Annotated in this window: 18 protein-coding genes; 11 read left to right on the plus strand and 7 right to left on the minus strand. The window is 72.5% G+C overall.

Going from position 1 to position 19775, the window contains the following annotated elements; translation table 11 throughout:
* Positions 1–185 precede the first annotated feature (185 nt).
* Both ACFY3L_RS09510 and ACFY3L_RS09515 read left to right on the plus strand, forming a co-directional pair.
* Positions 186–1154 carry a S1C family serine protease gene (locus ACFY3L_RS09510; protein ID WP_389320692.1) on the plus strand — a complete coding sequence of 323 codons (969 nt, stop codon included), beginning with the start codon at positions 186–188 and terminating at the stop codon, positions 1152–1154.
* A gap of 94 nt (positions 1155–1248) precedes the next feature.
* A complete protein-coding gene (locus tag ACFY3L_RS09515; protein WP_389320695.1) occupies positions 1249–2061 on the plus strand; it encodes a hypothetical protein in 813 nt (270 codons plus the stop codon).
* A gap of 45 nt (positions 2062–2106) precedes the next feature.
* On the opposite strand, the gene ACFY3L_RS09520 is transcribed toward ACFY3L_RS09515, so the two are convergent.
* Complete coding sequence (locus tag ACFY3L_RS09520) at positions 2107–2655, minus strand: DUF3000 domain-containing protein (protein WP_389320698.1); 549 nt, start codon at positions 2653–2655, stop codon at positions 2107–2109.
* Between the two features lie 81 nt (positions 2656–2736).
* On the opposite strand from ACFY3L_RS09520, the gene hemE reads away from it, so the two are divergent.
* Complete coding sequence (gene hemE, locus ACFY3L_RS09525; protein WP_389320701.1) at positions 2737–3744, plus strand: uroporphyrinogen decarboxylase; 1008 nt, start codon at positions 2737–2739, stop codon at positions 3742–3744.
* 53 nt (positions 3745–3797) lie between these two features.
* On the opposite strand, the gene ACFY3L_RS09530 is transcribed toward hemE, so the two are convergent.
* Positions 3798–4940, minus strand: coding sequence for a HEAT repeat domain-containing protein (locus ACFY3L_RS09530; RefSeq protein WP_389320703.1), 1143 nt, complete (start codon positions 4938–4940; stop codon positions 3798–3800).
* A gap of 126 nt (positions 4941–5066) precedes the next feature.
* Entirely contained in the window at positions 5067–5822 is a 756-nt protein-coding gene (locus ACFY3L_RS09535; RefSeq protein ID WP_389320706.1) for an SDR family NAD(P)-dependent oxidoreductase, read from the minus strand.
* 58 nt (positions 5823–5880) lie between these two features.
* Here ACFY3L_RS09535 and hemG point away from each other — a divergent pair, with 58 nt between their 5' ends.
* The 4 genes from hemG (at position 5881) to ACFY3L_RS09555 (ending at position 11157) form a co-directional block, all read left to right on the plus strand.
* A complete protein-coding gene (gene hemG / locus ACFY3L_RS09540; RefSeq protein ID WP_389320709.1) occupies positions 5881–7254 on the plus strand; it encodes a protoporphyrinogen oxidase in 1374 nt (457 codons plus the stop codon).
* 4 nt (positions 7255–7258) lie between these two features.
* Positions 7259–7957: a hydrogen peroxide-dependent heme synthase gene (hemQ, locus tag ACFY3L_RS09545; RefSeq protein ID WP_389320712.1), complete on the plus strand. Its 699-nt coding sequence runs from the start codon at positions 7259–7261 to the stop codon at positions 7955–7957.
* 567 nt (positions 7958–8524) lie between these two features.
* Positions 8525–9610 carry an ATP-dependent DNA ligase gene (locus ACFY3L_RS09550; protein WP_389321168.1) on the plus strand — a complete coding sequence of 362 codons (1086 nt, stop codon included), beginning with the start codon at positions 8525–8527 and terminating at the stop codon, positions 9608–9610.
* On the plus strand, positions 9607–11157 hold the full coding sequence (locus ACFY3L_RS09555; RefSeq protein WP_389320715.1) for an alpha/beta fold hydrolase: 1551 nt from the start codon (positions 9607–9609) through the stop codon (positions 11155–11157). The genes ACFY3L_RS09550 and ACFY3L_RS09555 overlap by 4 nt, the downstream gene beginning before the upstream one ends.
* Here ACFY3L_RS09555 and ligD read toward each other — a convergent pair whose 3' ends face one another.
* Complete coding sequence (ligD, locus tag ACFY3L_RS09560) at positions 11158–12171, minus strand: non-homologous end-joining DNA ligase (RefSeq protein WP_389320718.1); 1014 nt, start codon at positions 12169–12171, stop codon at positions 11158–11160.
* A 48-nt stretch (positions 12172–12219) separates the two neighbouring features.
* Positions 12220–13509: a hypothetical protein gene (locus tag ACFY3L_RS09565; RefSeq protein WP_389320721.1), complete on the minus strand. Its 1290-nt coding sequence runs from the start codon at positions 13507–13509 to the stop codon at positions 12220–12222.
* 156 nt (positions 13510–13665) lie between these two features.
* On the opposite strand from ACFY3L_RS09565, the gene msrB reads away from it, so the two are divergent.
* Both msrB and ACFY3L_RS09575 read left to right on the plus strand, forming a co-directional pair.
* Positions 13666–14070, plus strand: coding sequence for a peptide-methionine (R)-S-oxide reductase MsrB (gene msrB, locus ACFY3L_RS09570; RefSeq protein WP_389320724.1), 405 nt, complete (start codon positions 13666–13668; stop codon positions 14068–14070).
* Positions 14071–14257: 187 nt separating this feature from the next.
* Entirely contained in the window at positions 14258–14695 is a 438-nt protein-coding gene (locus ACFY3L_RS09575; RefSeq protein WP_389320726.1) for a hypothetical protein, read from the plus strand.
* Here the strand turns inward: ACFY3L_RS09575 and ACFY3L_RS09580 are convergent.
* Together ACFY3L_RS09580 and ACFY3L_RS09585 are read right to left on the minus strand one after the other, a co-directional pair.
* Entirely contained in the window at positions 14692–15459 is a 768-nt protein-coding gene (locus tag ACFY3L_RS09580; protein ID WP_389320729.1) for an ABC transporter permease, read from the minus strand. The genes ACFY3L_RS09575 and ACFY3L_RS09580 overlap by 4 nt on opposite strands.
* Positions 15452–16405: an ATP-binding cassette domain-containing protein gene (locus ACFY3L_RS09585; protein WP_389320731.1), complete on the minus strand. Its 954-nt coding sequence runs from the start codon at positions 16403–16405 to the stop codon at positions 15452–15454. The genes ACFY3L_RS09580 and ACFY3L_RS09585 overlap by 8 nt, the downstream gene beginning before the upstream one ends.
* A gap of 80 nt (positions 16406–16485) precedes the next feature.
* Here ACFY3L_RS09585 and ACFY3L_RS09590 point away from each other — a divergent pair, with 80 nt between their 5' ends.
* Together ACFY3L_RS09590 and ACFY3L_RS09595 are read left to right on the plus strand one after the other, a co-directional pair.
* Positions 16486–17262, plus strand: coding sequence for a TetR/AcrR family transcriptional regulator C-terminal domain-containing protein (locus ACFY3L_RS09590; RefSeq protein ID WP_389320734.1), 777 nt, complete (start codon positions 16486–16488; stop codon positions 17260–17262).
* A gap of 212 nt (positions 17263–17474) precedes the next feature.
* Complete coding sequence (locus ACFY3L_RS09595; protein WP_389320737.1) at positions 17475–19769, plus strand: hypothetical protein; 2295 nt, start codon at positions 17475–17477, stop codon at positions 19767–19769.
* The last annotated feature ends 6 nt before the right edge of the window (positions 19770–19775 follow it).

Genomic DNA, 19775 nt, shown 5'->3' on the forward strand with positions numbered 1-19775 from the left:
CCGCTCAACGACCGGGCCGCGGGACAAACGGGTGGAAATGTGACAGGAAGGAAACGAGAAGCATGACGGCCGGGTATGACCCTTCCAACCCGGTGGCTTCCGGAACCTCCGATTCGTACGATCGTCCGCGGCACTCGGACCGATCCGGCGAAGATTCGGAGCGGCTCGGTCCACTTCCTCCACGAATGACCCAGACCGGAGCGTTCCCGGCCGCTGGCGTGTCACCCGCGGGCGGGCTGTCCACCGGCGGATTCGCCGCTCAACCCGGCAGCGGCGCCTTCCCGGCCCAGCCAACCAGTGCCTGGCCGGTGTCCGCGCCCGCGGGCCCGCAGCCGCAGAGTGGGCCGCCGCACCTCGTACACCAGGCGCAACCGCACCCGGGAGGCCGTGGCCGCAGCGGGGTTCTCGCCCTGGTCATCGGCCTGGTCCTGCTCGTGGTCGTCGGCGTGCAGGCGGCGTTCATCGTCCGCCTCGAGTCCCGCCTGGACAAGGCCGAGAAGGCCGCCACCGCCGCGAAGACCACCGACGAGACCCGCCTCAAGGCGCTCGAGGACCGCGCCGACAAGCTCGAGGCGAAGACCGGCGGCAACCTCGACGCCGCCGCGGTCGCCGAAAGCGTCCGTCCGAGCGTGTTCCGCGTCACCACCAAGTACGCGACCGGCACGTCGTTCGCGCTCGGCAAGGCCCCCTCGGGCGGCGGCACGAACCTCATCACGAACTACCACGTCGTGCAGGAGGCGTACGAAAAGGGCGAGCGCGACGTCAGCCTCGAGCGCACCAACCAGCGCTTCCCGGCGAAGGTCATCGAGGCGCACCCCGACAAGGACCTGGCGCTGCTGCACACCGACGAGGAGTTCACCCGGCTCGTCCCGGCCGCGCAGGTGCCGAAGGTCGGCGAGCCCGTGCTCGTCGTCGGCGCGCCGCTCGGCCTCGAGGACACCGTCACCACCGGCGTCGTCAGCGCGTTCCGCTCAAGGAGCGGCGAAGACCTCATGCAGTTCGACGCGGCGATCAACCCCGGCAACTCCGGCGGCCCCGTGTTCAACGCCAAGAAGGAGGTGGTCGGCGTCGCGACGCTGAAGGCGCGCGAAGCCGAAGGCATCGGCCTGGCCATCCCGATCTCGGTGGTTTGCCAAACGATCAGCGTCTGCTGACCGCTGCAACACGCCGCCGCGTCCCGGTCGCGACGGCAGCTTCACCCCTGGCCGGGGCGCTTGCCCGGAAGGATTCTCAGGAGGAAGAACTACCATGACATACCCCGGTAACCCCCAGGGGAACCCGAACGAGGGCTACGCCTACCCCGACCCGAACGCGCCGCAGGGGGCATACCCGCCGCCGTCCGCGCCGCAGAACCCGTACGGCGCCCCGGTGCCGCCGCAGCCCGCCCCGACCCACGACCAGGGTTACGGCCAGCCCAACCCGTACGACCAGGGCACGCAGCAGCTGCCGGGCTACGGCGAGCCGCAGCCGGCCGCCTACAACCTCGAGCCCTCGGTCTCCGCGCCGCCGACCTCGCCGATGATGGCGAACCCGCCGATGTCGGCGCCGCCGATGTCCGGGCCGCCGATGTCCGCGCCGCCCACCTCGTACGGCCCCGTCTCCGGCCCGCCCGGGTACGCCCAGGGCGGCTACCAGACCCCCGGCCCGGCCCCGAAGAAGAGCGTGGCGGTGCCGATCCTCGCCAGCCTGCTCGCCCTCGCGGTCATCGCGGCCGGCGTGTTCGTCGGGCTGTACTTCGACAAGAGCGGCAAGCTCGACAAGTCGGAGAAGCTCGCGTCGCAGCGCCAGGACACCATCACCTCGACGCAGGGTGAGCTGGACAAGACCAAGAACGACCTGAAGTCGAAGTCCGACGAGCTCGCCAAGGCGCAGCAGGAGCTGCGCGGCGTCACGGCCGACAGCACCGAGGCGAAGCGTCAGCGCGACGTCATCGGCAAGTGCCTGACGCTGCTGATCGAGGCGCTGGAGGCGTCCAACAACGGCGACAAGACGACGCTGCAGAACAAGGTCACCGAGATGAAGAAGCCGTGCGACGAGGCCGACACGATCCTCGGACTCTGATTCACCGATGAGGGCGGGCTCTTCTCGAAAAGGGCCCGCCCTTCGCTATCGCAGTGCGGTCACGCCCGGCGGAGGCAGGCCGGCCGTCGAGGCGAGCAGCGCGCACCAGGCGCTGACGTGGGACTGCAGGTCGCCGTCGGTCGGCGTCCACGACGCCCGGATCTCCAGGTCGGCCGCGGTCGGCGGGCCGGCGAGGTCGCCGAAGCGGGTCGACAGCGTCTGCGTGACGGTCCCGCCGATCGCCGTGTAGGACGCGCCGTGGCTCTCCAGGGCGTCGGTCAGCCAGCTCCAGCCGACCCCCGGCAGCAGCGGGTCCGCGGCGAGCTCGGCCTCCATCTCGGCGGTCACGTACGTGACGAGCCGCATCGTGCCGTCCCACGCGTCGTGGCCGGCCGGGTCGTGCAGCAGGATCAGCCGCCCGGTCGCGACCTCGTCACCGTCGCGCAGCACGGTGCCGCTCATCGCGTGCGCATACGGCGCGAGCCGCTGCGGCGCCGGCATCTCCTCCAGCTCGATCTCGGGCCGCGCCGTGAACGCGCGCAGCTCCTCCACCGCCCGAATGAACGTTGGGGGAGTCGCGGTCGATGGCGCCATACCGGAAGAGTAAGGCCGCAGACCCGCTCGGGGGGTGCCGCCGCGCCGCCGATGTGCACGCAGTGAAACGATGACTTCGCTATGACTGACAATTTGCTGCTGCGTGCCGCCCGCGGGCAGGCGGTGCCGCACCCGCCCGTCTGGTTCATGCGCCAGGCCGGCCGTTCCCTGCCCGAGTACCGCGCGGTCCGCGCCGGCATCGGCATGCTCGAGTCGTGCCGCCGGCCCGACCTGGTCTGCGAGATCACCCTCCAGCCGGTCCGCCGCCACGAGGTCGACGCCGCGATCCTCTTCAGCGACATCGTCGTGCCGCTCCAGGCCGCCGGCGTCGACCTGGACATCGTCGCCGGCACCGGCCCCGTCGTCGCCTCGCCCGTGGCCACCATGGCCGACGTCTCCGCGCTGCCCCTGCTGGACCCGTCGGCGGTGGAGTTCGTCGCCGAGTCGATCCGGCTGCTGCTCGCCGAGCTGGGGCAGACCGCGCTGATCGGCTTCGCGGGGGCGCCCTTCACCCTGGCCAGCTACCTCGTCGAGGGCGGTCCGTCACGGCACCACGTGAAGACCAAGGCGCTCATGTACGGCGCGCCCGACGTCTGGCACGCCCTGTGCGAGCGGCTCGCCGACATCACCCTCACGTTCCTCCGCGTGCAGGCCGACGCGGGCGTGCACGCGGTGCAGCTCTTCGACTCGTGGGCCGGGGCCCTGTCGGAGGCCGACTACCGGCGCTACGTCCTGCCGCACTCCCGTCGCGTCCTTGACGGCATCGCCGGAATTCCGAAGATCCACTTCGGCGTCGGTACCGGTGAGCTCCTGACCGCCATGGGGGAGGCCGGCGCCGACGTCGTCGGCGTGGACTGGCGCACGCCGCTGGACGTGGCCGCGGGCCGGGTGCCCGGCAAGGCCCTGCAGGGCAACCTCGACCCGTGCGTGCTGTTCGCGCCGTGGGAGGTCGTGGAGGCCGAGGTGCGCCGGGTGGTCGCCGAGGGCCGCAAGGCGCCGGGGCACATCTTCAACCTCGGGCACGGCGTCATGCCCGAGACCGACCCGGACGTGCTGACCAGGGTCGTCTCCCTGGTGCATTCGCTCTAGTACGTGGTGCGCCAGCCAGTACGTGGGGCTTCAGCCAGTAGGTGGGGCGCCGGCTAGTACGTGGGGCGCCAGCGCCACCAGCCGTGGTCGCCGGCGAGTTGGGCCAGTCGCGAGCCGAGCATCAGCGACGTGGCGCGGGGCTCGCCGGCGAGCCGGGCGTGCACCTGCTCGGCGATCTCCGGCGCCCGGTACTCGGCGTGCTCCAGCAGCTGGAGCGTCACCGACCACCAGTAGCGGTCCTCGTCGCTGGCGTGCGGGGCGCCGCAGGTGAACCACTCGGCCAGCCCGTCGAGCAGGTCGTCGCCGACGCCGTCGGGGTCGGTCAGCCGCAGCGCCGCGCACACCCGCGCGACCACGTCGTCGTCCCAGCCCGACAGGTGCCCGCGGACCAGCGTGTGCAGTGACGGGTGACCGAGCGCGCCGGCCGCGTCGAGCTCCAGCGAGAACACGTTGTCGCGGGCGAGCCGCTCCTGCAGCACCGGCAGGATCCGCTCGTCGCGGCGCCGGGCCAGGCCCAGCAGCGCCTCGCACCTGGTGTCGTCGTGCGGGTCGTCGAGCCGCACGACCAGCGCGTCGCGCAGCGCCGGGGCGTCGATCTCCGACAGCTGGGTGCCGAGCGCGAAGCACGCCCAGTCACGCACGTCGTCGTCCGGGTCGTTGCTCAGCAGCAGCAACGCCCGCACGGTGTCGTCGGGCGGTGCCTCACCCAGGACGCTCGGCAACGCCTGCGCGACCGCCCGCCGCACCCGTGCGTCCGCGTGGTGGATCAGCGGCAGCAGCAGGGGCAGCGCCTCGTCGTCGTAGCACCAGGCGACCGCGTCGGCGAGCTCGGCCGGCGTCGTCGTCGTGTCCGCCAGCAGCGCCGAGATCGTCCTCGCGGTCGGCTCCACGTCGTCGACCGGCACCGCCCGCGCGGCAGCGGCCGCCGCAGCCGCCGCGGCGGCCACGGCGGGGTCGGCCGGGTCGGCCAGGTGGTCGGCCAGGTCCGCGATGACGTCGGCGAGCGGGTCCGAGCCGCTGGTGCCCGCCCCGAGCTGACCCGTGCCGATCTGCCAGGGGTCGGTCGTCCAGGGCTCGGCGGTCCAGGGCTCGGCGGACCACGCTTCGGCGGACCAGGGCGCGTGGCCGCCGCCCGGGGCCGGCGCGCGGTCGCTCGGCTCGTCGGGGGACGGTCGGGAGGACGCGAGGTCGCTCATCCGAGAGAGTGTGCTCGCCTCGGGCGAGATCTTCCAGAGGGGTTCGTCCCACAGATGGACATTCCCCTGGTCAGATTCGCCCGACCCGACGACATATCGACGCACTTCGGGTGTACGTCTTCCGGGTCACCGCCCCCGGCTGTCCAGTCGCAGCGACTGCCACGAGCCGTCCACCGCCCACCCGCCGTCGACGGAGAGCGCGGCGCCGTTGACGAACCCGGACCGCTCCGGGTCCGCGAGGAACGCCACCGCCTTGGCGATGTCCTCGGGCTGCGCGAACCGGGCCATCGGCACGTGCTCGGTGATGTCGGCGTCCGCGTAGGCCCCCGACGCCTGCGACTCGTCGTCCATCTCCGTCTTCACCCAGCCGGGACAGACGGCGTTGACCCGGACCCCACGCCCGCCCCATTCCACCGCGAGCGTGCGCGTCATGCCGATCAGGCCGTGTTTGCTCGAGTTGTACGCCACCCGGTCCGCCACGCCCATCAGCCCGGCCACGGAGGCCACGTTGACGATCGACCCCGAGCCGCGCACGAGCATCCGCCGCCCGAACGCCTTGCACAGCAGGAACGGCCCCGTCAGGTTCACGTCCAGGACCCGCCGCCACTGCGCCGCGTCGGTGTCCTCGGCCGGCGCGATCGACGCGATGCCGGCGTTGTTCACGAGGACGTCGCAGCCCCCGTACACCGACTCGACCTCGGCCACGAACCGCGCCACGGTCGCCTCGTCCGACACGTCCCCTTCGAACATCAGCCCGTCGAGGTCCACCGGCCTCGTGTCGATGACCGCCAGCTGGTACCCCTCCTCGGCCAGCAGCTCGGCGGTCTTCCGCCCGATGCCGAGCGCCGCACCCGTGACGACCGCCACTCGCGTTTCTGTCATACGCCGACCATAGACTCGGTGGCATGAGCGGGGCGGCACCTGATCGGGGGGCGATGACGTGACCGGCGGAGCGCGGCGACGGGTCGTGGTGATCGGCGGCGGCATCGCCGGCCTGGCCGCGGCGCACCGGCTGCGCGAGCGGGCCCCGCACCTCGACGTGGTCCTGATCGACCAGAGCGACCGCCCCGGCGGCAAGCTGCGCACCGTCGAGCTGGCCGGCGGCCCGGTCGAGCGCGGCGCCGAGTCGTTCCTGTCCGGCGACCCGGCGGGCGGCCCGAGCGCCGCCGTCCGCCTGGCCGAGCAGGTCGGCCTCGGTGACGCGATCGTGCACCCCGCCACGTCGAAGGCCGCGGTCGCGGCCGGCGGCACGCTTCACGACCTGCCACCCGGCACTCTGATGGGCATCCCCGTCGACACCGACCCAGCCGAGCGCCCCGCTGCCGGCCCCCTCCTGCGCCCCGGCGAGGACGTCACGGTCGGCGCCCTGGTCCGCCCCCGCCGCGGCGACCTCGTCGTCGACAGGTTCGTCGAGCCCCTTCTCGGCGGCGTCTATGCCGGCCGCGCCGACCACCTGTCCCTGCGGATGGCGCTGCCCGCCCTCGCCGACGCGGCGGAGCGCACCGACACGCTCACCGGGGCGGTCAGGGCCGCCCTGGCCGCCCGGCAGAGCACGCCGGGCGCGCCGGTGTTCAGCGCGATCCGCGGAGGCATGAGCCAGCTGGTCGACGCGGTCGCTGCCACCCTGCCCGAGGTCCGTCTCGGCCTACCCGTGCGAGACCTCCGCCGTGACGGCTCCCGGTGGCGGCTCACCATCGGCTCGACCCACTCGCCGTCCGCGCTGGACGCCGACGCCGTCGTCCTCGCCGTGCCCGCCACCCCGGCGGCGCGGCTGCTGTCCACCGCCGGTCTGCGTGGCGTGCCGCTGGACTATGCCAGTGTCGCGCTGGTCGCGCTGGCGCTGCCCGTCACGAAGCTGCCCGAGCTGTCGGGGTTGCTCGTGCCGGCGACGGAGGGGTTCGCGGTCAAGGCGGTGACGTTCTTCGACCAGAAGTGGTCGCACCTGCGGCGGTCCGGGCTCACCCTCGTCCGCGCGTCCGTCGGCCGGGCCGGGGACGAGGAGCAGCTCCAGCGCAGCGACACCGACCTGCTCGGCCTGGTTCGTGACGAGGTGGCCCGGCTGATCGGGGCCGACCGGCTGCCCGACCCCGTGGACGCGGCGGTGTTCCGGTGGGGAGGGGCGCTTCCTCAGTACGCGCCGCATCATCGCGACCGGGTCGGGGAGCTGCGGGCGGCGCTGACGGCCCACAACACCGCTCCCGGGCGCCCGCCGCTCACGGTCGCCGGCGCCGCCTATGACGGCGTCGGGATCCCGGCCTGCGTCACGTCGGGGTGGACCGCTGCCGACGCCCTGCTCGAGGCACTGGAAGGATAGTCACATGACCAGCAACGCCGCGCGCATCCGCGAGCTGAACGACTCGATCCGCTACACGATGTGGTCGGTGTTCCAGGCGAAGACTCCGCTCGACCCCTCGACCCGGGCCGAGGTCGCCGCGGAGGCGGCCGGGTTCCTCGCCGATCTGGCCGCGAAGGACGTCGTGGTCCGCGGCACCTATGACGTGGCGGGGCTGCGGGCCGACGCCGACCTCATGATCTGGTGGCACGCGCCGAGCGCCGAGGCGCTTCAGGAGGCGTATGCCGCGCTGCGCCGCACCGCCCTCGGCACCCACCTCGCGCCCGTCTGGTCGCAGATGGCGCTGCACCGGCCCGCGGAGTTCAACAAGAGCCACATCCCGGCGTTCCTCGCCGACGAGGAGGCCCGGGCCTGGGTCTGCGTGTATCCGTTCGTCCGGTCGTATGAGTGGTATCTCCTGCCCGACGAGGAGCGCCGCGCCATGCTCGCCGAGCACGGCAAGATGGCGCGCGGGTATGCCGACGTCCGTGCCAACACGGTGGCCAGCTTCGCGCTCGGCGACTACGAGTGGTTGCTCGCGTTCGAGGCGGACGACCTGCACCGGATCGTCGACCTGATGCGGGAGCTGCGCGCCTCGACCGCCCGGCGGCACGTCCGCGAGGAGGTCCCGTTCTACACCGGCCGCCGCCGGGAGATCGCCGACCTGATCGCCAACCTGCCGTAGCCCGCCCGGGCGGCGGCGGTCGCGTGATCCGGACGACCACGCGCGTCCGGGATCGCGCAGCTGCGGGCGCGGCGTTTGGGCGGCGCCCGCATGATCCGGACGACCACGCGCGTCCGGGATCGCGCCGTCGCGTGCGCGGCGTTTGGGCGGCGGTCGCGTGATCCGGACGACCATGCGCGTCCGGGGTGCGCCGCCGGCTGGGGGAGGTTGACTGGTTCACGGGGGAGTGCGGCGGGGGCGTGCCGCGGCGTCGGCACCGTCCACAGGCGTCCTGGCGTTCCGTGAGACGCCGCCGCGTGATCCGGAAGGTTTTGTGCGTCCGGGATGCGCCGGCCGGCGGCGGCGGAGGTCGGCTGGTTCGTGGGGGAGCGCGGCCGGGGCACGGCGTCGGTGCGATCCACATCGGCCTGGCGTTCCTCGAAGCGCCGTCGCGTGAGCCGGAAAGCCTTGTGTGCGTCGGGTGCTTGAGGTCGGGCGGATCATGGGGGGAGCGGCTGGGGCATGCCCGGAGCCAGAAACAGTTAGTGTGGGAGGGTGGATCTGCCGGTGATGCCCCCCGTCGAGCCGATGCTGGCCAAGAGTATTCCCAGCCTGCCGAGCGCGGAGGGGATGAGCTACGAGCCGAAGTGGGACGGGTTCCGCTGCATCGTGTTCCGTGACGGCGACGAGGTCGAGCTCGCCAGCCGTGGCGGCAAGACGCTGACACGTTACTTCCCCGAGGTCGTCAAGCAGGTCCTGGCGCAGCTGCCGGAGCGCTGCGTCGTCGACGGCGAGATCATCGTGATCCGGCGGGGCGAAGGCGAGCCGAAGCTCGACTTCGAGCTGCTCGGGCAGCGGATCCACCCGGCGGCGTCGCGGGTCAGCCTGCTGGCGGAGCAGACGCCGGCGTCGTTCGTCGCGTTCGACCTGCTCGCGGTCGGTGACGAGGCGCTGGTCGAGGTGGGTTACGCGCAGCGCCGCGCCAGGCTGGTCGAGGTGCTGTCGGACGTCGTGGCGCCGGTGCACGTGACGCCGGTGACGACGGACATCGAGGTGGCGCGGGACTGGTTCGCGCGGTTCGAGGGCGCCGGGCTCGACGGGGTGATCGCGAAGCCGGCCGAAGGCGCCTACGAGCCGGGCAAACGCAGCATGTACAAGATCAAACACGCGCGGACGGCCGACGCCGTGGTGGCCGGGTTCCGGTGGCACAAGGACGGGCCGATCGTCGGGTCGCTGCTGCTCGGGCTCTATGACGAGGAGGGCCGCCTGCACCACGTCGGGGTGGCCGCGTCGTTCACCCGGGAGCGCCGGGCCGAGCTGGTCCAGGAGCTCGAGGCGTACCGGGAGGGCGTCGTCGACCACCCGTGGAACTGGGCGGGCCAGACCCCCGGCGCCGCCGCCGCGAGCATCGAGTCGGTGCCGGCCGGCGACGCCGCGACCAGGCTCCCGGGCGGCGTGAGCCGCTGGACCGGCAAGAAGGACCTGTCGTTCGTGCCGCTGCGACCGGAGCTCGTCGTCGAGGTCGGCTACGACGCGATGGAGGGCGACCGCTTCCGGCACACCGCCCAGTTCAAGCGCTGGCGGCCCGACCGGGAGCCGCGCTCGTGCACGTATGAGCAGCTCGACCGGCCCATCCGCTTCGACGTGGAGTCCGTGCTGGCAGGGCGGCCTTGAGCGCTCGCGCCGCACGACGTTCGCTGGCGATTCTGCTGGTCACGGCGCTGCTCGGCGGGTGCGCCAGCCTTCCGACGGACCCGGCGCAGGAGGCGCGCCGGCTGGACCGGCCGCCGGCCGTGCCGGCGACCTCGTCCGGGGTGAAGGTCGAGCCGGCGCAGTGGAAGCCGTGCCCCGACGTCTACAAGGGGATCTTCTCCAGCCCGCCGCAGAACGTGAAGTACGACTGCGCCACGGTCAAGGTCCCGCAGGACTGGCAGAACCCCGAGGGCACCGGCACGTTCGACGTCGCGATGGTCCGCGGCCGGTCGACGACGCAGCGGGACCGGGTGGGGTCGCTGTTCATCAACCCTGGCGGGCCGGGCGCGTCGGGCATCGAGTACGCCGTCTACCGGTCGGTGTACCTGCCGGCCGAGGTCATCCGCCGCTTCGACGTGATCGGCTTCGACCCGCGCGGCATCGGCAAGTCGTCGCCGGTGAAGTGCTTCTCCGACGCCGACCTGGACGCCAACTTCGGCATCGACCCCGACCCGCAGACCGACGCGACGTACGGCGAGTCGGTCGCGCTGACCCGCAGGCTCGCGCAGAGCTGCGGCGACAAGTACGGCGACAAGCTGCGCTACTACTCCACCGAGCAGACCGCCCGGGACATGGACGCGCTGCGGGCGGCGGTCGGCGAGCAGCAGATGACGTACCTCGGCTACAGCTACGGCACCCTGCTCGGCGCCGTCTACGCGCAGCTCTTCCCGAAGAACGTGCGCGCATTCGTCCTCGACGGGGCGGTCGACCCGACGCTGTCGATGCAGGACTCCGCGGAGAAGCAGGCCGCCGGGTTCGAGCACGCCTTCGACAACTTCACCACCTGGTGCAAGGCCAACGTGACCGCCTGCCCGATCGGGCCCGACCCGCGGGCCGTGGTCATGAAGGCGATCGCGGACGCCCGGACCGCCCCCGTGCAGGGCAAGGGGCGCAACGCGACCGCCGGGTGGGTCTTCACCGCGGTGGTGTCGTCGCTGTACAGCGAGTCCAGCTGGCGGATGCTGGCCCAGGCGATGCAGGACCTGCGGGCCGGCAAGCCGGAGAAGATGTTCCAGCTCGCCGACTCGTACGCCGAGCGCGACCCTGAGGGCAAGTACACCAACATGTTCGACGCCAACGCCGCGGTCGGCTGCGCGGACAGTGACGACACCCCGACGGTCGAGCAGGCCAGGGCGCTGCAGCCGCAGTGGCGGCAGAAGTACCCGCTGTTCGGCGGGGCGCTCGCGCTCAACCTGATCTGCGCGCAGTGGCCCGGCAAGCGTGACCCGTACCCGGCGGGCGAGGCGACCGGCTCGGCGCCGATCGTCGTCGTCGGCACGCTCGGCGACCCGGCCACCCCCTACGAGCAGGCGCCGGCGCTGGCGAAGATGCTGGGCGTCGGCACGCTCATCACGTGGAAGGGCGAGGGGCACACGGCCTACCCGAAGACCGGCTGCGTGAACGACGCCGTCAACCGCTACCTGATCGACCTGCGCGTCCCGCCGGCCGACCTCACCTGCGAGAAGTAGCTACCGCACGCCGTTGCGGGCCCGGCTCGGCTGGACCCGCATCGGCTCGCCGGGCATCTTCGGGTACTCCGGCGGATACGGCATGTCGCCCTCGCCGTTCGCCGCGTCGCGCTCGGCCCACTCCAGCAGCGGGGTGATGTCGTGCGGGGCGTCGTCGATGCCGGCGTGGGCGTCGCCGAGCTTCGCGATCCGGTCCGGCACCGTCCGCAGGTCGAAGTCGTCGGGCTCGACGTCCGGCAGCTCCTCCCAGCGCAGCGGCGTCGACACGGTGGCCCGGGCGTTGGCGCGCAGCGAGTACGCGCACGCGATCGTCCGGTCGCGGGCCATCTGGTTGAAGTCGACGAAGACCCGTGCGCCCCGCTCCTCCTTCCACCACTTGGTGGTCACGAGGTCGGGCCGGCGCCGCTCCACCTCGCGGGCGAGGGCGATCACCGCCCGGCGCGCCTCGACGAAGGTCCACCGCGGCTCGATCCGCACGTACACGTGGACACCGCGCCCGCCGCTGGTCTTCGGCCAGCCCTTCCAGCCGAGTTCGTCGAGGACGGCCTTGAGCTCGCCGGCCACGACGGCCGCGTCGGCGAAGTCGGTGCCCGGCTGCGGGTCCAGGTCGATGCGCAGCTCGTCGGGGTGGTCGACGTGCGCCTTGCGCACCGGCCACGGGTGGAACACGATCGTGCCCATCTGCGCCGCCCACGCCACGTGCGCGAGGTCGGCGGGGCACAGCTCGTCGGCCTTGCGCCCGCTGGGGAACGCGATCTGCGCCGTCTCCAGCCACGGCGGCACGCCCCGGACGGGGACCCGCTTCTGGAAGAACGTCTCGCCGCCGATCCCCTCGGGGAACCGTTGCAGCGTCGTCGGCCGGCTCCCCAGCGCCCGCATGATCCCGTCGCCGACGGCCACGTAGTACTCGAACACGTCGCGCTTGGTGAATCCGCGCTCCGGGAACATGACCCTGTCGGGACTGGTCAGCCGCACCGGCCGCCCAGCGACCTCGATCTCCAGCGCATCGGCCATGCCAAGCACCCTACGCGCCGCGCGTCTGTCGTGCGGGTCGCCTCGCGGTCACGGCCTGCGGGTCGCCTGGGGGCTGGGCCTGCGCCGTGGCATCGGCGCCGGTGCCCGGCCGGGGCCGCCGCTGCGGTTCGCCGGCGTCCTGCGGGTCGGCTCCTGCTCCTGGGCGGTGTCCTCGCCCCGGTCGCCCAGCCTGGTGAAGTACAGGATGCCGGCCCCGCCGATGATGAACGCGAACCCGATCGTCGTCATCATCGACGACGTGCCGGTCACCGGGAGCGTGCCGGTGGCCGTCGCCGTGCCCGCACCCGCCCCCGTGGCGCCACCGCTGACCGACCCGGTGCCGCCGGGTGTCGCCCCGCCGTTCACGGTGCCGCCCCCGCCGCCGGGCGCGGTGCCACCGCCGCCCGGGGTGGTGCCACCGTTGGCGTTGCCGCCGCCACCGCCGGGCGTGGTGCCACCGCCGCCCGGGGTCGACCCACCGCCACCGGGCGTGCCACCGTTGCCCCCGCCGGGCGTCGTTCCGCCACCACCGGGCGTTCCGGTGCCACCGCCGGGCGTGTTGCCCCCGCCGCCGGGCGTGTTGCCACCGTTTCCGGCGCCGTTGCCGCCCCCGCCGCCGGGCGTGTTGCCGCCGCCGCCGGGTGTGCTCGGCCCACCCGACCCGTGGCCGTTGCCGCCGCCGTTGTGCGAGCCGCCCGGTCCGCCGCCGTACCCGCCGCCGCCGTTGCCCTGGCCACCGTTCCCGGAGCCGTGGCCGCCGTTGCCTGAACCGTGGCCGCCGTGGTGACCGGCGCCCTGACCATGCCCGCCGCCACCGTGACCGCCATGGCCGTTGCCGCCGCCGTTGGTCGAGCCCCCGCCGTTGCCGTATCCGCCGCCGCTGCCCGAGCCGTGCCCGCCGCTGCCCGAGCCGTGCCCGCCGCTGCCCGAGCCGTGCCCGCCGTTGCCGAAGCCGTGGCCGCCGCTGCCGTGGTGCCCGCCGCCCTGACCGTGGCCGCCGCTTCCGTAGCCGCCGTTGCCGGAGCCGTGGCCGCCCCCGTAGCCGGGAGCGTCGTCATCGTCCCCGGTGGCGTGGCCGGCGTAGAGCGGGCCGCCGGTGCCGGCCTGGGCGGGGGCGGCGTACTGCCAGTCGTGGGTGTCGTTCGGGCCGTAGCCGGCGGGACCGGTGCCCTGGTGGGGGGTCTCGCCGCACAGCTCGAGCGCCCCGCTCCACGACGTGCCGCAGCCGTCCACGCGTATCTCGGTGGACGAGGACGCGGCGTGCGCCGCGGTGGCCAACGGCGTGATGCCGGCCGCGCCCGCCGCGCCGACCGCAACCGCCTTGTAGAGCAACCTCATCGTCGTGTCCCGTCCGCTCGCCCACTGTGTAACAAAAGTCCGAATCGTGGCTTTCGTCGGTCCAACGAGGTGGGGACGGAGACGTCGCGGGCCGGGGGGACATCGCGTTCGCGGGCCGTAATGGTCGTCCGGCCCGGTGCCGCCTACCGTTGAGGCATGACCGAGCCACTTGTCGACCTGCCCACCACCGACGCCGAGTGGCGCGTGCGGCTGTCACCGGACGAGTTCCGGGTCCTGCGCCGCGCGGGCACCGAGGCACCCTGGACCGGCGAGTACGTCAGCACCAAGACCGCCGGTGTCTACAACTGCCGGGCGTGCGGCGCCCAGCTCTTCGAGAGCACGTCCAAGTTCGACTCGCACTGTGGCTGGCCGAGCTTCGACGACGCCATCCCGGGCACCGTGAAGGAGATCGAGGACCGCAGCCACGGCATGGTCCGCACCGAGATCCGCTGTGCGCGGTGCGACTCGCACCTGGGCCACGTCTTCCGCGGCGAGCGCATGACGGACAAGAACACCCGCCACTGCGTCAACAGCCTCTCGATCCGACTCGACCCGAAGTGACGTCCGAACGTACGTTCTAGCCGCGCGGCGGATGGTGGGCTACGAACCAGCGTAGGGGTGGTCCCACCGCCCGCGGTCGGAGTCTTTGTTCACGCTGGTCCCGCCACCGCCGCAAGGATGGTGCCGGTCGCCCGGTCCGCTGACCTGGCATCTGGTAAGACATTCACGGATCTGCCATGATCACCGCGTGCCCCGAAGATCGACCTGGGCCAGGGTGGCCATGGCGATCCTGGCGTTGCCGCTGCTGCTCGGCTGCCTGAACTGCTGCGACGCCATCCCGTCCTCGGTCGACGACGTCCTGCCCGAGAAGGGCCGGCCGCAGTTCACCCAGGACCAGGTGGTCGGGGTGTGGAAGAGCGAGTGCGGCGGCAAGGTCAGCATCCGCGACGACGGCACCTACCACGCGGAGGGCCTTGTCCTGGACGACGGGAACATGCCGCCGTTCACCAAAGACGGCACCTGGTCGATCGTCGCGAAGGACGCATACAACGACCAGCGCGTCTTCCTGAACTTCGGCGAGCACTCCGCCGTCCAGCTCAGGGCCGAGCGCGCCGACGAGTTCGAGCACCTGGAGCTCCAGGTCGACGACGCCCAGGATGCCCGCGACTGCCGGCTGACCCGCTAGCCGCGGGTCTTGGAGCGGAAGAGCAGGGCCGACGCCACGATCGACGCGGCCATGATGGCCAGGCACCAGGCGACGGCCTTCCACGGTGCGGAGCCGACCGGCTGGTCGAGCAGTAGGCCGCGCAGGCTTTCGGTGATCGGCGTGACGGGCTGGTTGCCGGCGAAGCCGCGCAGCCACGAGGGCATGGTGTCGATCGGGACGAAGGCGCTGCTGGCGTACGGCAGGAACGTGATCCCGAAGGTGTAGCCGCCGGCCGCCTCGGGGGAGGACGCGAGCAGGCCGAGCGCCGCCGCCAGCCATGACACGGCGGCGATGGTGAGCACGAGGACGCCGAGCGCGGCGAGCCACTGCCCGGCGGAGGCGTGCGGGCGGAAGCCGATCGCGAAGGCGACGCCGAAGACCAGCACGCTGGAGAACACGTTGCGGGCGATGCTGGCGGCGACGTGGCCGGCGAGGACGGCCGGGCCGCCGACGTCGAGGGAGCGGAGGCGGTCGATGATGCCGCCGGTCATGTCGTTGGCGACGGAGCCCGCGGTCATGGCGGAGCCGAAGGTGACGCACAGGAGCATGACGCCCGGCACGACATAGGTGACGTACGCGGTGCCGGTGTCGATCGCGCCGCCGAACAGGTACACGAAGACGACCATGAGCATCACCGGCAGGACCAGCGACATGATGAGTGCCTCGACGTTGCGCCGGCCGAGGCGCAGCGAGCGGCCTCCCATGGTCAGCCACTGAACCGGGGCGGTGGCGAGGCTAGACATTGGCGGGCTCCTTCAAGGACGCGGCGGAGGAGGTCAGGGCGAGGAAGACGTCGTCGAGCGTGGCGCTGTGCAGCGAGAACCGGAGCACGTCGGTGCCCTGCGGGTCGATCTCGTCCAGGACGGCGCGGACGTGTGCGGCGCTGCCGTCGGTGGTGACGCCGACGGTGAGACGGCCGGCGTCGTGCTGCACCACCCGGGGGCCGAAGCGGGCCAGCGCCGTGTCCCAGGACGGGCGCGAAGCCATCTCCAGGTCCAGGCGCTGGTCACCGAAGCGCCGCTTCAGCTCGGCCGGGGTGCCTGAGGCGACGACCCGGCCGTGGTCGACGACGGCGATGCGGTCGGCGAGCTGGTCGGCCTCCTCCAGGTACTGCGTGGTGAGGAAGACGGTGACGCCGGTGCTGACCAGGCCGGCGATCACCTGCCACATCGACTGCCGGCTGGTCAGGTCCAGGCCGGTGGTCGGCTCGTCGAGGAAGATCACCGACGGGGTGCCGACGAGGCCGGCGGCGAGGTCGAGCCGGCGCCGCATGCCGCCGGAGTAGGTGCCGGCACGCCGGTCGGCGGCGGCGGTCAGGTCGAAGCGCTCAAGGAGCTCGCCGGCGCGCTTCGTGGCCGCGGCGGCGGTGAGGCCGCTGAGCCTGCCCATCATGCGGAGGTTCTCGGCGCCGGTCTGCAGCTCGTCGACCGCCGCGTACTGCCCCGTGAGGCTGACCGCGGCACGGACCTGCCGGCGCTGGCGGACCACGTCGTAGCCGGCGACGCGGCACTGGCCGCCGCCGGGGCGCAGGAGCGTGGCGAGGATGCGCACCGTGGTGGTCTTGCCGGCGCCGTTGGGCCCGAGCAGGGAGAACACGGTGCCGGCCGGCACCGCCAGGTCGACGCCGGTGAGGACGTCGAGCTTGCCGTACGACTTCGTGAGGCCGGCCGCCTCGACGGCGAGGGTCATGAGGCACGCTCCAAGATTGTTTACTGCGTATGTCGTACGCACTACTGCGTAAGTTATACGCAGAAGTAGGATCTCAGTCAATGGAGAAGGAACTGCCCCCGAACCTGGCCGTCGCCTGGGGCCTGCGCGCCCGGCCCGGCAAGGGGCCGCGACCCGGCCTGACGCTGGATCGGATCGTCGCCGCGGGCGTGCAGGTGGCCGCGGCGGAAGGGCTCGGCGCGGTGTCGATGGGCCGGGTGGCCGCCGAGCTCGGCGCGGCCACGATGTCGCTGTACCGCTACGTCGCCGCGAAGAACGAGCTGCTCGACCTGATGGTCGACGCCGCGATCGGCCCTCCGCCGCCGGTGTCGCCGGGCGAGGGCTGGCGGGAGGGGATGCTGCGCTTCGCCCGGACGCACCTGGGGATCCTGCGGCGCCAGCCGTGGATGGTGCGGGTGCCGATCACCTCGCCGCCCCTGACGCCCAACCACGTGGCCTGGATGGACCACGGCCTCGCGGTGCTGGCGGAGACCGCCCTGGAGGAGCACGAGAAGCTCTCCACGATCATGACCGTGAGCGGCATCACCCGGAACTGGGCGCTGCTGACCGCCGACATCACCGCGGCGGCGCAGGCGTCGGGGGCGACCGCCGACGAGGCGATGCTCAGCTACGGTCAGCTGCTCGGCAGGCTGGTCGACCCCCAGCGGTTCCCCGCGATCGGCAGGCTCCTCGCGACCGGCATCCTCGACCTGCCCGACGAGACCCCCGATACCGACTTCGAGTTCGGTTTGGCGCGCGTTCTGGACGGAATTCAGACCCTGATCGACCGCAGGCAACCGTGCGACGCCGACCGGCCCGGGACGTCCCGGACCGGGTGATCGTGCCCGTGGCCGGCGGTCGTACCAGGACATCGGCCGACCGCAGCACCGAGGCGCCCGCGCGCCTCCCACTCTCAGTGGCGCGTTGATAGGGTGCGACCGGTCATCTCGAAGGAACGGCGGACTACGTGGCAGTAACCGTGGAGCAGCCATCGTCGGATGCGCCGACAGCGGCCCCGGCCCGGCGGAAGCCGCCCGCGTGGGCGCCGCCGGTGACGCTCAGTGTTCTGGTCTTCATCGGACTGTGGCTCTACGGGGTGCCGGTCTGGACCACGGCGATCTTCACGGCGTACATCGCCCTCGGGATCATCCTGCCCGGCGTGCTGATCTGGCGGGCGGTCCGCGGCCGGCCGGGCTGGCTCGTCGAGGACGTCGCCGCGGGTCTCGCCGTCGGCTACTCGTGCGAGGTGATGACCTACATCGTCGCCAGGTGGATCGGCGTGCCGCTGCTGACCGTCGCGTGGCCGGTCGCGACGGTGGCGGTCTTCCTGCTCGTGCCGAAACTGCGGCGGTACTGGCGCGGCACCGACCGGGCCGAGGAGAAGACGCCGTTCTGGTTCTCGGCGATCCTGTCGGGATCCGGGCTGGTGCTCTTCTACTGGAGCGTCGTCCGGTTCTTCCGCACGCACGACCTGGCCGAGCCCGGCTCGCTGAGCCCCGACGGCGACTCCCCGTTCCACCTCGCGCTGCTCGGCGACGCCAAGCACCACATGCCGCTCGCCTCGCCGTGGCTGCCGGAGCAGCCGGTGCTCTACCACTGGTTCGTCTACGCCGAGATGGCCTCCACCTCCTGGATCACCGGGATCGAGCCGCAGGTCCTGCTGCTGCGCCTGTCGCCGCTGCCGATGATCCTGGGCATGCTGGCGCTGATGGCCGTCCTCGGCAAGCGGCTCACGGGGCACTGGTGGGCCGGCGCGGCCGCCGCGGTCATCACCTTCTTCGTGCTCACCCCGACGCCGTACCAGTGGCCGCAGCACTCCTGGTTCTCCAGCTTCGGCACCAACGTCTACGAGGACGGCTCGTCGCTGCGCGCGCAGCTGTGGACCAGCCCGACGCAGACGTTCGGCGCGATGCTGTTCGCCGGTCTCGCGCTGGTACTGGTGGACGTGCTCACGGAACGCAATTGGAAGCGCTGGGCGCTGGTGGCCCTGCTGACCATGGCGGTCACCGGCGGCAAGGCGACGTTCCTGCCCATGCTCCTCGCCGGCGTCCTGCTGGTCGTCGCGGTGCGCCTGCTGACCCGCCGCCGGGTCCACCCGGCCGCGCTGATCACCGCCGGTGTCGCGTTCCTCGCGGTGCTGTTCGCCCAGTTCGTCCTCTTCGGCGGGGCGGCGCAGGGCCTGGCGATCGACCCGCTGCACTTCGCCCAGATCTCCGGCGCGCCCTACACGGCCGAGTTCGCGATGCCGCTGCCCGGCCTGACCGGGCTGTGGCGGCTGCTGGTGGTCACGGCGATCACGGTCGCCTGCTGGGCCTGCATCTGGCCCGGCCTGCTCGGCCTGGTGAAGCTCGCGAAGCGCCGCCGCCCCGATCTGTCCATCCCCGCCGACCCGGTCATCCTGATGTTCGGCATCGGCCTGTCCGGCGTCGGCGCGCTGCTCGTCTTCGGGCACGAGGGCGGCGCCGAGGGCTGGTTCATGGTCTCCGGCCGGCCGTACCTGTCGCTCGCGGCGGTGGTCGGCCTGGCGATGATCACGCCCGCGGGCGTGCCCACCCGGCGGATGCTCACGTGGGTGTACGGCGCGATCGCCGTCGGCGCCGCGATCCTGATCGTGGTCCACGAGCTCGGCCCGAACTGGATCCCGCGGCCGACGCGCTTCAACGGGTCGGCCGGAATGAGCGCGCTCCACCTCGCCTGGCCGTATGCGGCGGTGTTCGGGCTGGTCGGCATCGCCGCGCTGCTCGTGCGCCGCTCGTCCTTCCCGGCGAAGGGCACCGTCATCGCCAGCATGCTGGCCGGCGTCTGCCTGGTCACGACGGTGCTGCACCTGCACGCGACGACCCGCGACGCCAACCGGACCGGCTGGCGCGGCATCAACCAGTACCCGCAGTTCATCCCGGCCGGCACCATGGAGGCCGGGCGGTGGCTGCGCGACCACTCCGACCCGGACGATTTGGTCGCCACGAACGCGCACTGCGTCGTCTTCGTCGGCTATCCCCCCGCCCAGTGCGACAACCGGCACTTCGAATTCACCGCTTACAGCGAGCGTCGCTTCCTCATCGAGGGCTGGGGCTTCACCAACCGCACCCACCAGGTGGCGGCCGAGACCGGTCTGAACGCCGTGTTCGCGCCGTACTGGAACGAGCGGCTACTCTCCGACAACGACGCGGCGTTCACGACGCCGTCGGCGGCGACGATCGGCAAACTGCGCGACCAGTATCGTGTGCGGTGGCTGTTCGTCTATGAGGTCGCGGACGGCTCCGGTGTCCCGGCCTCGCCGACGCTGGGCGAGTTCGCGCAGTTCAGGCACCGTGCAGGGAAGATCGCTGTCTACGAGATCCGCTGAGGGATG

It is taken from the genome of Dactylosporangium sp. NPDC000521 (genome assembly GCF_042898305.1).
GTDB lineage: Bacteria > Actinomycetota > Actinomycetes > Mycobacteriales > Micromonosporaceae > Dactylosporangium.